This is a genomic window from Candidatus Marimicrobium litorale, assembly GCF_026262645.1.
Taxonomy (GTDB): domain Bacteria; phylum Pseudomonadota; class Gammaproteobacteria; order Pseudomonadales; family Halieaceae; genus Marimicrobium; species Marimicrobium litorale.
The window spans coordinates 1577751-1591088 of the sequence record NZ_SHNO01000001.1; the positions used below are offsets into that span (position 1 = coordinate 1577751).

Consider the following 13338-nt stretch of genomic DNA (forward strand, 5'->3'; position numbering starts at 1 on the left):
CTTAGGCTGGTTGAAAATCGCTCAGCGAAGAGGTCCCGTGAAGAGCGAGATACTCTTTGTAACCACCGGGAAACAGGAACGGCGCATGGCCTGTTTCTGTGCGGTAGTAGCTGTGGCAGCTGGAGGCACCCCAGGAATACGTCTCATAGCGATCTGACAACTCTTTGTTGTAATCCCTCACAACATCGGCCCTGACCTCTATGGCACTCAATCCCGCCGCCTGTTTTTCCTCGAGTAAGCGGACGATAGTGCTGACGTTGCACTCTATGTTTCTGAAATAGGATGCATTAATAGCTAGCCCATTTGGCCCGGCAGCAAAAAAATAGTTGGGGAATCCGGGGCTGGCAATACCCTTGTAGGCGATCGGTTCCCGCACCATCTCCTCTGCAAGATGCCTGTCGTCCCTACCCACAACATCGATACGGTTAAAGTCGAGAACCGAGTAACCGGTGCAATAGATGATGACGTCCGCCTCGATCTCGCGCCCACTTTCCGTCACGATGCCCTTGGCATCAACCCGCTTCAGACCCTCTGCAACCAGCGTCACATTGTCGCGATTAAGCGTTGGATAGTACTCATCGGACACCAACCCCCGCTTGCAACCATAGTGATCGCTTGGCGTGACCGCTGTTTGCACCGCGGGATCATCAATGCTCTCCCCAATAAACTTATGCACACGGGCCTCAAACTGTTCCATACGCTTGTGATTGAGGGTCACACCCTCAAGCACGACGCCCATCATTAACGCCTGACCTTTTTGCCAAAGCTGCAGGAAACGCGGAAACCGGTGAAATGCGCTTTTAAGAAACGGAGAGTACAGCTTGTGATTGCGCGGCATAATCCAGTTGGGTGTGCGCTGCAGCACCGTGAGGTGACCGGCTTGCTCCGCCACCTTCGGCACAATTTGCACTGCTGCCGCGGCGGAACCGACGATGACTACGCGCTTACCCTCAAGGGGGACTTCATGATTCCAATACGTCGAGTGCCAGTAATCTCCATTAAAACTTTCAATGCCATCCACCTCGGGAAAAATGGCCGTATGCTGCCCGCCCATGGCGTTAATCAAAACATCCATGACGTGGGTCTCGTGCTTCGCGGTTGTCAATAACCAGGTGCCATCGCCCTGATATCGCGCCGAGGCAATATTGGTATTGAGAGCAAGACGCGGTTCCAACCCAAACTCGCGAACACACTGCTGAAGGTAAGCCTCTATCTCGGGCTGCTCCACGAAATTGGCCGACCAGTTGGGGTTGGGGCGGTAGGAGAAGGAATAGATGTGCGCCCACAGGTCGCACGCCAGCCCGGGATAGCTATGCAGGTGCCAAGTGCCACCAGCAGCATCAGATTTTTCAAAAATCGTGAAGTTATCGAAACCCTGTTCCAGCAGCGCATGGCCAGCCGCAATACCGGCGGGGCCCGCACCAATGATTCCAATTCGTAATCCTGACTTGTCGCTCATGAAATAGACTGCCTCGCGTTTTTATCAAACCGGCGGGGCAGGTATCGCAACATAATTGCTGTCATTGCTCCTCCGGACGAAACTGAATGAAGGCATTGCCGGGAATCTGATCGACCAATCCATACCCCGAATTGAGGTATATTTCATCGCCGGCAACGTACACTCCCCCCAAATCTATTGCGCCACCCTCGGCATAGCCCCCATTGACCGCTGAAAATTGTCGAGCGGTATCGAATGTCCATATTTGGTCTCCGCTGTCAGCATGAAATGCGCGCAAGACGCCGTCCAATGTAGGGGCAAAGACGATATCACCCACGACAGTAACCGGCGCGGAGAAGCCTCGATAACATCCCTCCACGGTGCCTTCACCATCCGGAGCCAGGCAATCTGCGGGTGAATCGACTGCCCAACGTGTCTCGCCCGTCGCTATATCCAGTGCGTGCAGTGAAGGCTGCGGTGCGCCACTTCCGCTATCACCCAACAACACACCGACATCCCGGTCGCTGATCGGCACGTACAGCAAACCACGCTCCGGGTCTGCCGCCATTCCGAAGTGCACGCCACCGGCCTTGCCGCCGCCGCCCAGTGTCCTACTCCAATGCGTCGCGCCCGTTGCAGGATCAAGCGCAACCACGAGGCCGGTTTTCTGTCCGGCCAGCAGGTAGTCCACATCTCCCAGGGAGGTCAGTATGGGCGGCGCACCGAAATCCAGGTCACCGCCGTTTTCCTCCGGACAATTATGATGGCCGGGAATCACGCATGCTACGTTCCAGGCATCACTCGCGGTGAACTGCCGCGTCCAGATGCGCTTACCGGTATCCAGATCAAATGCGAGGATGGCATCACTGCTATCGGTGGCAGGCGTGGAGTAATTTTCACCGGTTCCGACATACAGGCGGCGGCGTTCGGGATCGATAGCAGGGTGCGACCAGACCGGCGCTCCGGAAGGGCCCTTATGATCCGGCAACAACACGCGTGATTGAGTGACTCGCGGCTCTTCCTCGATAGTGTGAGCTTGCCACAAGAGCGCCCCTGTAGCGGCATCAACGGCGACTAACCCGCCCCGAAATGTACAACAGGCGTAAAAAGGATTCGCCGCCCAAAATACCTCCCATGAGGAGACGCCCTGATAAAGCACGCCATCGTGCTCGGCAGTGGAACCGGAGATCATAGCGCGGGGGTGATCAGACACACGTGTGCGCCAGACCTCTGATCCTGTTTCGGGATCAAGTGCGATAAGGTCTGCATCCAATGTGCCAAAAGTGAGTAGCGCGGTATCACCCGTGTGCACCAAACGCATTGCTGTGCGCACCATGCTGCCTGCATCGAAACGCCACTTTTCGCAGGCTGTTTGCCGGTCCAGCGCGTAAACGCCGCCGTCGCCATCGGCGATAAAGACTGTATCGCGTGTTACTGCGGGCTGTGATCTGGGCGCGTCCGTATCTGGCAGCGCAAACACCCAGGCCGGGCTCCAATCCGAAATTGAGCTTGGCGTCGGGCCCGCATCCGATGGTGGCGTATAACGAAGATTACCGGGGCCGGCACTCCAACCGCTGATTACGCTGTTTGTATCTATGCCCACACTCCCCGGCGCACAGTTAGCTGCAAGTGTTGGGTTGGCTATCGCGATCAAAGGCGCCAGCAGGAGTATTTTTATCCAGTGCATCATGGTATTCCAAAACTTACTGTTCAATAGGCACCCGCGAGATAGGCTTCCTTCACCTTGAGTTTGTGTAATTTTTCGCTGGCATTGCGGGGCAGAGGCGTTTTCGCCACACGAATTGTGCGAGGCACTTTGTAGCCCGCTATACGTTCTCCAAGGAAGTTCCTCAGGTCTTGTTCCTGCAGCGAATGCCCGGGTGTAATGAAAATAACCATCACAAGTTCTTCGCCCATGGCGTCATCTGGCTCACCGAACACAACGCACTCGTGCACTTCATCCATTCCGAATGCGGCACTCTCAATTTCTCCGGGATAAATATTTTCTCCGCCCCTGATCACAATTTCCTTTATGCGGCCGGTGATATGCAGAAATCCGTCATCATCTATGTAACCAATATCACCGGATTTCATCCAGCGCTGGTCAACAAAAGTCGCTGCATTGGCATCAGGCTTCTGCCAATAACCTGGCGTACAGGTAATACCGGAAAGCTCTATTTCACCGGGTTGGCCAGAACGCAACGTCACGCCGCTTGCGTCCACCATACGCATGTCCATGATGGGCGATATCAGCCCGGATGCATCGGGCTTCATATCATAAATACAACCGCTCATCGTGCTGCCCACCGCCAGCGTTTCCGTCATCCCGTAGCCTGCGGAACGACTCGGGTTGCCGCATTTCTCTTTAATCAACTCCGGCATTCCCGCTGGAGTAGCGGCTCCCGCTCCCGTGACACGAATAAGGGAGCCTGTCTCAAAATCGTCAAAGGCCGGATTAGCGAGCAAATCCTGGACGATGGCCGGGACGCTGCTCAGGCTGGTGACTTTTTCGGCCTGTATCAGTTGCAGCGCCTTCATCGTGTCCCACTTGTACATCATGACCACTTTTTGGCCCGTCATGATCGGCAGGTGCAGTCCACTCAACAAACCGGTGGCATGAAACAGGGGCACCGTAAGCAGTGGAGTTTCTACCGTGGCACCGCCCTTGAATTCACGCGCCCCTTCCAGCGATATGACCAGCATGCCAAGGTACATCATGTTGAACACAGATTGGCACACCGCAATATGCCTGTGCGCGACACCCTTCGGATACCCTGTACTCCCGGATGTGTACAGAATAAGGCATAGGTCCAGAGGGTCGGGTTCAGCCACGTGAAAATCGAGACCGCGACCTTCGTCGACGTACGCCTCCCACTCTACAACGCGCTCCCCGGCCCGATGGTCTCGGTCGTCAGGTACCACTACGATGTCGATGTCCAAATCGTTACGCACACTGTCCAGCAAACGCCACCGCGGCGCGTCGCATATCAGCATTCTGCTACCGGAATCCTTCAGGGCATAGGCGAGTTCCTCTGTCTTACCCCAACTGTTCACGGGCACCACTGTCGCGCCGGACAGTGTAGCCGCGGCAAATGCGATGGCCCATTCGGGATTGTTGCGCATCGCAATCGCAACTCGATCACCGGCAACAATTCCAGACCGCTGCAATGCAGCGGCGCAGGCATCCACCTCACAGAAAAAACGGTTATAGGTGTAGCGCCGGCCCTCGTAGACAATCCACTCAGCATCACCATGCCCGCGAGCATTCTGCAAGATCTCTATTGAAGTGGCAGGAGCGTGCTTGTAAATCTTGTAGGGGTGACCATCAACATCTTTCTCTTCCAGCTCAAAGAAACCGCCCGGTCCGATCAGTTCCGCACGCTTGGCCAATACGTCGTCCATGGTAACTGTGGTAGCAATCATGGTCTCACTCCTCCATCTATGGTGAGGCAAGCACCCGTGGTGTAGCTGGACGCAGCTGACGCAAAATACACCACCGCCCCCACAATTTCCTCGGGATCACCAATTCGCTTCAAGGCAACAGGGTCAAGGATATGGGGCAGTATCTCTGGATTGTTAATCATGCCTGAGGCAGCATCCGTGTCGAAGGTGCCGCAAACCACGCAATTAATACGAACGCCCATTGATGCATACTCCTGCGCCGAGGCCGCGGTCAAGGCATTCAACCCCGCCTTGGCAGCGCTGTAAACCGTTGTTAAAGGCGAGGGCCTGTATGACGCGACGGAGCTGATGTTGATAATGGAGCCGCCGCCGGTCTCACTCATTTTTGTCGCCACGAGAGCGGTGAGTCGAGTCGGTCCCTTCAGGTTGACGTCGATTATTTTATCGAACAGGGCCTCGCTTGTTTCCAATAGGGATGGCGCCACGGGAGACATGCCCGCGTTATTGACTAATACATCGATACGACCATATTTCTCGATTACACGATCCACCACTGCCTCAAGGTCATCCCAGTGACCTACGTGGCAAGCGATCGCCATGGCATCACTGCCCAGTTCGATCAATTCACTCGCCAAGCGCTCGCATTCTGCAATCTTGCGACTGGCGACCACCACTTTGGCGCCACCCGCAGCGAAGGCGTGACTCATTGCCTTGCCCAGCCCTCTGCTGCCGCCGGTAATCATGACAACCTTGTCTGTTACATCGAATTGATCCGCCAATGTCCTACTCCTGATGCGCGAACCGCTGCGCACGCACCATTAATTGGTCAACAAGAAAACCAAAGAACTCGTGATTCGGGTTTTTCGATTCACCGCTAAGAAACTTTGCAAAAGACCCTTCCAGAACAATACCTAACTTCCACGCAGCAAAAGCCTGGTACCACTGAAAATTTTCCAGAGAACACCCCGTGTTAATCGCATAGCGATTCACCAACTCCTCGGGGCGCTGACAGTGCGCTGCGTCCATTCCCCCGGGACTACCGGGCGCTGCAATGGCGATCAGATTGCCCTCCTCCGGCCAGAATATCATGCACCAGGCCAAATCGATGAGTGGATCGCCCACAGTAGTCATTTCAAAATCGACCAGCGTGATAATACGCGGCGGCACCGCCCTGCTGTACATTGCATTATCCACCTTGTAATCGCCGTGCATCACGGTGAGCCGCCCCGGCGGCGGGCGATTAGCCTCTAGCCACAGGGCCACCTCATCGACACCGGGCAAATCGCGGCAACGGTATCCTTCCAACTGCGTGGTCCATCGCTTGACCTGACGTTCGAGAAATTGTTCCGGATTCGATAAATCCTCCATCGCTGTCCCGCGCCAGTCAAAAGCGTGCAACTGCACCAGCGCATCAATGAGTTCCTCTCCGATGGCTGGCTGTGTTTCCGGTTTTGCTATGTAGTGATCGGGAAGCTTGCGTCGGATGACCTCTCCATCGACGTACCGCATAATGTAGAAAGGCGCGCCGAGCACAGCATCGTCATCGCAGGCTACCAGCACCTCAGGCACACGCAGGCCATCTCCGCTCAGCGCCTGGATCACCTTGAACTCGCGCACGACATCGTGAGCCGTATCGGACACCGCTGTCAGCGGTGCCCGGCGAATCACGAAACGTTCCTCACTGCTGGTGCAGACAAACATTTCGCACGAACCGCCGCCGCGCATTGGCTCAATCTGCAGATCACCCGAACGGCCCGCCTGCTCCGAAAACCAGTCAGAGAATACTCCCTGATCGAAATCCAGCTCAGTCATCCAGTCGCCTCCAGCAGGTGCGCAAATCGCTTCAACGACTCCTCTCGACGTGAAGGGATATGCTCCGTAGGCCAGCCCTCTACACCCTCATAACGCTTGAGTTCCGCACGGGCGATACTGACGCTGTGAACTTCATTTGCGCCATCGACCAGCGGTGCCATCCGTGCTGAGCGATACATCGACTCGAGGGGCATATCACAACTGTAACCGAGCGAGCCATGCACCTGCAGGGCACGATCGATCACATTAAACAATACCTTCGCGTTGTTGACCTTCACCATGGCGATATCCTGGCGTGCACCATGGTGCCCTACCTTGTCCATTTTCCAGGCAGCACGCAGAGTCAACAATTTAGCCATTTCCAATTCCATACGAGATTCCGCAATGTAACCTTGTATCGTCTGATGACTCGCGTAGCGCTTGCCAAAGGAGCTGCGCGATAACGTTCGCTCGCACAGCATGTCATACGCGCGCTCCGCTTCTCCCAGCCAACGTGTCGCATGGTGGATGCGCCCGGGGCCGAGCCTGACCTGTGAAAGTATAAAACCCTCCCCACGCCCGCCGATGAGGTTGTCTTTTGACACCCGAACATTGTCAAGGTTGATCTCCGCGTGATTGCCATTGGCGCCGTACTCCGCGTGTGGATGGTGCATGGTAGGAATTTCGCGGAAAATATCCATTCCGGGCGTGTCCTTCTCTACAACAATCATAGAGCAACGTTTGTGCACCGGGGCATCTGGCTCGGTGACCACCATAAAAATGATAAAATCGGCTCTGGTGGCGTTGGTTATCATCCACTTCCGACCATTGAGTACCCACTCATCTCCCTCCAACACAGCACTGGATTCAATCTGCGTCGGGTCCGTTGAAGCAACAAACGGTTCGGTAATAGCAAAGGCCGAACGGATATCGCCAGCGAGATTTGGCCATAACCACTTGGCTTTCTGGGCCTCTGTACCGCCCTCCGCGAGAAGTTCTGCGTTACCGGAATCAGGGGCCATGTTGCCAAAAATCTCTTGCGCGTATACACAACGCCCTGTGATCATATTCATCTGCGCCAGCGGCAACTGCCCCATGCCCTGCCCACCCAATTCCTTCTCAAGGTGGCAGGCCCACAGGCCCTGATCTTTTACCCGCTGCTTGAGAGGCTCCTGAACGGCAATCCATTGCTCTTCGGTGAAGTCCACCATGATGGGCTCAAGCGGGATCAGCTCCTCCTCAACGAACTGTCTCACCCAGTCCAATTGTTGCTGGAATTCGGGGTCTGTCTCGAAGTCCCATGGCATGACTGATATCTCCCTGCGGTTTGCTGTGTCTTGCATTTTTACCGATGCTGCCTTATAAAACAACGGTGTGTTTTTAAAACAGGTGTCGAGAGCCATCTTGGTTGAGATTTTCAAACCGCGCAGACGCTTTTGCGCCATTGCGTCGGCGTTTTCACAGCGTGGAGTCAGCGTCGGCTGATAACCGCAACAGCGGATCTGTATCCAATATGGCCAAACCCCTGCTAGCAACCGAGAATATCTACGACACGGCTCTGCACCTTCTGGAAGTGGACGGTGTCGGCGGGTTGAGTGCACGCAACCTGGCAGCCGCGCTGAAATGCTCAACGCGCACTCTTTATCAGCAAGTCGGCAAGCGGGAGACACTCATCAGCGCCCTGGTCGCACACTACTTTGCCAGCGTAAAACTCAGCTTTCGCGAGGAAGCCAACTGGCAGGACAGTGCAAGGAGCTGGGCGTCCAATCTTCGGTCGGCGTTGCTCGCTCACCCGAACCTGTCACAGCTGATGAGCGGGGAGCACCGGGCACCCGTGGCTGATTATGTCAACCAGTTGCTCAAAGTGCTCGTAGCGGAGGGCTTTGACGAGACAATGGCACTGCGCAGCTGCCGGGTTCTGGCCAATATCGCGATTAGTTTGAGTCTTTCAGAGATCATTGCCCCAATTGAGACTGACAGGCATGCAGAGCGACATCAGCAAGGCACACACTGTAAAGACCCCATGGTCACGTCAAAAGGCAAAAACCACCGCCGCGGCAATCCCCCTGAGGTGTTTGAAAATGCCATTAACTGGGTGATCGCCGGCATTGAGGCTGAACGGTTGCGGCCCCTGCCAAACTCATAGACCATTGTGCGACTATCCGGCCTGTAAAACGACAGCCCCGGCTAATTTAAAGCGGGCCTGTGTTTATCGGACGCGATCGACGGTCATTCTGCCCCTGCATTCGCTCAACGTGAATTGCGATTACGCTTCGTCGAGCAGAGGCTGCGCGGTTTCGCGCGGCACTCCCAGCTAACAACGCGGCATCACGATGCCGCGCTGTCAGATAGTAACTTCAGGTTGTCTACTTCGACCCACTGCCTGTTTTTGCCTTCCTTCTATTCTGTGTTCCGCTCTTGGCTTTGGCTTTGGCTTTGGCTTTGGCTTTGGCTTTGGCTTTGGGGGCTGCTTTACCTTTCGTTTTAGTTTTAGCTTTCGTTTTAGTTGCAGCTTTACCCCTAGTGCTGGTATTGGTATTGGTTTTCGTTTTGGCCTTGGAATTTGCACCCGACCTCGCCCTGGAGGCGGGTTTTTTCCGACCGATTGGTCTATTCTTTCTTGTTCGAAGCCCTGCTACCTCTTCCAACTCGACCAAGGCCTGCTCGAGATAATCAATCATGCGCTGAACCTCAGGCAACGATCGTCGACAGGCAACGATGCCAAAATCGAGACTCTGGTTGTAACTCACCAGCGTGATATTCATAGCGAAGCCGTCGAACACGATGGAAGCGGGATAAATTCCGTCAAGACTGGCTCCGTTCCAATACAACTGCTCGCGCGGACCCGGCACATTGGAAATGACCGTGCTAAAAGCGGGAAACTGCGCAGCCAGCCCTAATGCCGTCGTCAGTAGCGCGGGAATCTGCGTCAATTGCATAAATATTAGCGCTTCGCGATTACTGAGCCCTTGCAGCAACGCTTTACCTGCTTGCATTGAATCCTGAATAGCACGGAATCGTTTCTCGGGATCCTCAACATTGGTGGCGAGGTTTGCGGTTATGAAACCCACTGCGTTACCTGCACCGAAGTCCCCCTTGTCCCTGAGCGAAACTGGCGCCATGGCTTTCAGTGAATGCGCTGGCAACTCATGGTGCCCCAGCAAATAGCGCCGTAACGCCCCAGAACACATTGCCAATACAATATCATTGACGGTTCCTCCAGTAGCCTCACAGACAGCCTTTACTCGCTGCAAGTCCCAGGATTGCGCCACAAATCTGCGCGCGCCGCCTACCCGAGTATTTATCGATGTACGTGGCACGTTGTGCCACGGCACAGAGAGGTTGCCGCTACGTCCAAAAAATGCCCCACCGAAGCGTCGCAGGGCACCAAATAAGTGGACGGAGGTGTCGAACTGCTGTTTCAGTGCATCCGCAACCACCCGCAATTCGTTTTCATTTGGCACGACTCGGCGCTTTCGACCAGCACCCATCGCCTCCAGATGCCGCTTGTAGGCAGTTTGTGACATCGGCAGATCAAAGCAGCGGCTGGAGGGGTCTGCAGAGCAAATACTCTGGGCAAGCTGCATAGAGGCAACACCATCTATCGCCGCATGGTGCATCTTCATATAGACCGCAAACTGGCGATTCTGCAACCCTTCGATAACATGCAGTTCCCACAATGGGCGACTGCGATCCAGGAGCGTGCTGTGAAGACGCGAAACCAACGCGAAGAGCTCGCGGTAACGCCCCGGCTTCGGTAAGGCAGAATGTCGGAAATGATAGTCGAGGTCGAAGTGGTCATCTTCCTCCCAGTACAACGGCCCAACCGGGCCGGCACGACCCGTGCTGACAAACTCGCCAAAGGGACGCCGCAGATCTTTTGCGCCAGTGGGCCCAAGCTGGAGTGCCTCGGTAAAATCCAGCTCATCGACATCGTCCGGCAACGTATACAGGCTAACCCCACCAACATGCATGGGCGTCTCGCGCTTCTCCGCATAAAGAAACGCTGCGTCGGACAGATCAATTCTTCGCATAAGCTTACCTTTAATCAAATAAAATGAGCGGCAGGACAAACAGTGTGCACACTGCCCCGCAGCTTCCATTGTAGCGCAACTAACTCACGCCTAATCAAACCCGCCGCCACCGCTGACGAAACGCTGGTCCACTCTCAACAGATACGATCAGGATCGGCCACGCCTGAAGCCCACAGTAGCAAGCAGGATATCGTCCAAACACGTTTTAAAGAGGCGTAATAGCAACCGGGATATTCCCCATCCTCGGCATGCCGGTGATGGGATCGAAGTCCTCGTCGGTACGCACAAGGCGGCCCGTATTCGCACCGTGCTCACGATAACTGCTTTCGTCTTCCACCAGGCCACCGAAGGCATGGGCGATAGCGACAACACCACGACGCAGTGTTGGATCTGACTCGACCATTGCGGAGATGCTGTCATGTTGCGTGGCGATGCGCACCATATCATCCGCTGAAACGCCGATTTCACGCATATCGTCCGGGTGTATCCAGACTGGGTTCCAGGGCCGCCCACCATTGAGTTTTTCTATAGAACGCCCCGACGAGTTCATGAAGTTATTGTGCCTGCGTGGAATATAGCGGTACGGGAAATCGGGTGTATTCTGCAATGCTCGGTAATCCTGTCGATATACCTCAGCGAGTTGATCCAGCATATCGCCATTGCCGCACTCCAGCCTGTCATCGCACCCCTCCTCTCTTGGTTGCACAATGACATCACTATCAAAAACCTGACCGTGGGGATATTTCTTGACCTCCGCAAGGGGTATCCGTGAATTAGCACAGATCGCTTCATAGAAATCTTCAATGGTGGGCTTGCTGTTTCGACTGACCGGCATTACTGCATAGGGCGACTCTTGATACCGCGAAAAACCAAACGCAATGGCAAACGTCAGATCAAGGTTGAGGTAATCGGCCATCTGATAAAAGAAATCCCACTCCTCGACCAGATCAGACCCTCGCGGGACATCGGCGACGGCGGGAGAGTACTGGGCGTACGCATTTGAAAAACCGATGCCTGTGCCAAAGTACTTGATTGCCTCACCACTCTGACTCATCCCAGGCGTTTCCAGAGTCTGCTTGCAAGCAACAACGTAATCCGCCAGCCGCGCTGTGCTGGACATTTCTACGTCCAGTGTGACGAGCAGGTCCAGCGCCTCCATCGCTTTCTGCGTCTTGCGCTGATCCGGCCAGGCAGCCATGGGGTTCCCGCCGATACAAATGAGAGCCCTGACCTGTCCTTCCCCCGCTTGCAGAATCTCGTCGGCCAGCGCAGCCGTGGGCATGCCCGCGGCAGTGTCAGTCAAGCCGTGCACTCTGAGCTTCTCGCCAAAACCCCAGGCCTTGAAGGGCGGGAATGGCTGCGCACGGGGCACATAGGCAGGCAACATGGCATTTGGACGCGTCACACGCTGTCCAGCCCGTGTGTAGGCGCCGCACACCGTATTAAGGCAAGCCAGAAGATATTCCTTCAGGTTGCAATACATCGAGAAGCTGGGACCCGTGCCGCTATTTGCGTGACGAACTCTGGCCTTTGCAAAAACACGGGCAGCATCCAGCAGTTTGCTCTCTGGCACACCTGCACGGTCGGCAACATACTCGGGTGTATAGCCCTGCACAGCGTTGGATAGTCTGTCGAATCCTGCGACGTTAGCACGCACAAAGTCGCGGTCGTACAGGTTCTCGTTAATGATGATGTTTATCAGGCCGGCAAGGATTGCGTGATCCTCTCCCGGGCGACACTGCAAGTGAATCGCCGCTTTGCGCGCCACGTCTGACACGCGGGGGTCAACGACAATGAGCTGCAGGCCCTTGTCCTGCGCGTCCTTGAGCTTTTGCGCGGGATTCTGGCCGGGAATGCCCGCGGATTTTGAAATAATGGGGTTGTTACCCAGTAACATCCAGGCGTCGGCCTGTTCAAAATCCGGCTCGCCACCTAGCCACTTGCCATGCAGCGCCATAGAAATTTGCTTACCGGGTTGATCAATTGTATTCGACGTAAAAAACATACGGGAGCCGATAGCACGCAAGAAAGCGCTACCCATAGCCGCTGCCGTCGGCTGACCCGCGTTGGGAGTGCCCACGTAGCACGCCACAGCGCGCGGCCCGTGCTGAGCAATGATGTCGCGAAGTCGCTGAGCGACCTCTCTGGCCGCCTCCGCCGAATCCAGAGGCAGGTGCGTGCCATCTGCCTGCTTGTGCACTGTCCGCAGCAACCTCCCCTCGTGATTATGGAGCTCTGGTAATGCCCTGCCCTTCGGACAGGTATAACCCCGAAAGATCGGGTTGTCAGGATCTCCCGTCACCTGCGTGACTCTGCGTCGACCGTCGTCCTCCTCAACAGTGGCAAGAACCCCGCAGTGGGCGATACACAGACGACAGATGGTGGGGACGATTTCAGTCATTTAGGGGCATCATTAATGAGCGAATGACCGGATGTTAGCCTAGACATCTTGTACATACCAGCGCGAGCAGGCGATGCAGCGCGCTGACTGGAGCAACTTCGTTTTCATGCCTATGCTATTGTCGACAGGGTCGGTGCTTTGTCAGTTTAGCCGCATGTTTCTCGCATCCAGCTGCCCATATGTATACGGAGAAGGCTGACGCCTCACCACGTTACAGATCGCATTTCATTGATGAAAGGAGCACGTTCCCGCACATTTTTCGTGGAGGACCT

Annotated in this window: 9 protein-coding genes; 1 reads left to right on the plus strand and 8 read right to left on the minus strand. The window is 55.3% G+C overall.

Features of this window, described 5'->3' with window-relative positions:
* Nucleotide 1 precedes the first annotated feature (1 nt).
* The 6 genes from EYC82_RS07055 to EYC82_RS07080 form a co-directional block, all read right to left on the minus strand.
* Nucleotides 2-1459, minus strand: coding sequence for a flavin-containing monooxygenase (locus EYC82_RS07055; protein WP_279248835.1), 1458 nt, complete (start codon nt 1457-1459; stop codon nt 2-4).
* A gap of 61 nt (nt 1460-1520) precedes the next feature.
* Nucleotides 1521-3152 (minus strand): outer membrane protein assembly factor BamB family protein, encoded by a 1632-nt coding sequence (locus EYC82_RS07060; RefSeq protein ID WP_279248836.1) that lies wholly within the window; start codon nt 3150-3152, stop codon nt 1521-1523.
* Entirely contained in the window at nt 3149-4861 is a 1713-nt protein-coding gene (locus EYC82_RS07065; RefSeq protein WP_279248837.1) for a class I adenylate-forming enzyme family protein, read from the minus strand. The genes EYC82_RS07060 and EYC82_RS07065 overlap by 4 nt, the downstream gene beginning before the upstream one ends.
* On the minus strand, nt 4858-5619 hold the full coding sequence (locus tag EYC82_RS07070; protein WP_279248838.1) for an SDR family NAD(P)-dependent oxidoreductase: 762 nt from the start codon (nt 5617-5619) through the stop codon (nt 4858-4860). The genes EYC82_RS07065 and EYC82_RS07070 overlap by 4 nt, the downstream gene beginning before the upstream one ends.
* A gap of 4 nt (nt 5620-5623) precedes the next feature.
* Nucleotides 5624-6652, minus strand: a complete 1029-nt coding sequence (locus EYC82_RS07075) for a phosphotransferase family protein (RefSeq protein WP_279248839.1) — start codon at nt 6650-6652, stop codon at nt 5624-5626.
* Nucleotides 6649-7938 carry an acyl-CoA dehydrogenase family protein gene (locus EYC82_RS07080; protein WP_279248840.1) on the minus strand — a complete coding sequence of 430 codons (1290 nt, stop codon included), beginning with the start codon at nt 7936-7938 and terminating at the stop codon, nt 6649-6651. Before EYC82_RS07080 ends, EYC82_RS07075 begins: the two co-directional genes overlap by 4 nt.
* A 206-nt stretch (nt 7939-8144) precedes the next feature.
* Here EYC82_RS07080 and EYC82_RS07085 point away from each other — a divergent pair, with 206 nt between their 5' ends.
* A complete protein-coding gene (locus EYC82_RS07085; protein ID WP_279248841.1) occupies nt 8145-8777 on the plus strand; it encodes a TetR/AcrR family transcriptional regulator C-terminal domain-containing protein in 633 nt (210 codons plus the stop codon).
* Between the two features lie 220 nt (nt 8778-8997).
* On the opposite strand, the gene EYC82_RS07090 is transcribed toward EYC82_RS07085, so the two are convergent.
* Together EYC82_RS07090 and EYC82_RS07095 are read right to left on the minus strand one after the other, a co-directional pair.
* Nucleotides 8998-10665, minus strand: coding sequence for a WS/DGAT/MGAT family O-acyltransferase (locus tag EYC82_RS07090; protein ID WP_279248842.1), 1668 nt, complete (start codon nt 10663-10665; stop codon nt 8998-9000).
* A 205-nt stretch (nt 10666-10870) separates the two neighbouring features.
* Nucleotides 10871-13066, minus strand: a complete 2196-nt coding sequence (locus tag EYC82_RS07095; protein WP_279248843.1) for a molybdopterin-containing oxidoreductase family protein — start codon at nt 13064-13066, stop codon at nt 10871-10873.
* Nucleotides 13067-13338 lie beyond the last annotated feature (272 nt).

What these genes read in the sequence shown, in the direction of transcription:
- EYC82_RS07055 (WP_279248835.1), bottom strand. Translation starts at nt 1,459, where the DNA reads ATGAGCGACAAGTCAGGATTACGAATTGGAATCATTGGTGCGGGCCCC.
- EYC82_RS07065 (WP_279248837.1), bottom strand. Translation starts at nt 4,861, where the DNA reads ATGATTGCTACCACAGTTACCATGGACGACGTATTGGCCAAGCGTGCG.
- EYC82_RS07075 (WP_279248839.1), bottom strand. Translation starts at nt 6,652, where the DNA reads ATGACTGAGCTGGATTTCGATCAGGGAGTATTCTCTGACTGGTTTTCG.
- EYC82_RS07080 (WP_279248840.1), bottom strand. Translation starts at nt 7,938, where the DNA reads ATGCCATGGGACTTCGAGACAGACCCCGAATTCCAGCAACAATTGGAC.
- EYC82_RS07085 (WP_279248841.1), top strand. Translation starts at nt 8,145, where the DNA reads ATGGCCAAACCCCTGCTAGCAACCGAGAATATCTACGACACGGCTCTG.
- EYC82_RS07090 (WP_279248842.1), bottom strand. Translation starts at nt 10,665, where the DNA reads ATGCGAAGAATTGATCTGTCCGACGCAGCGTTTCTTTATGCGGAGAAG.
- EYC82_RS07095 (WP_279248843.1), bottom strand. Translation starts at nt 13,066, where the DNA reads ATGACTGAAATCGTCCCCACCATCTGTCGTCTGTGTATCGCCCACTGC.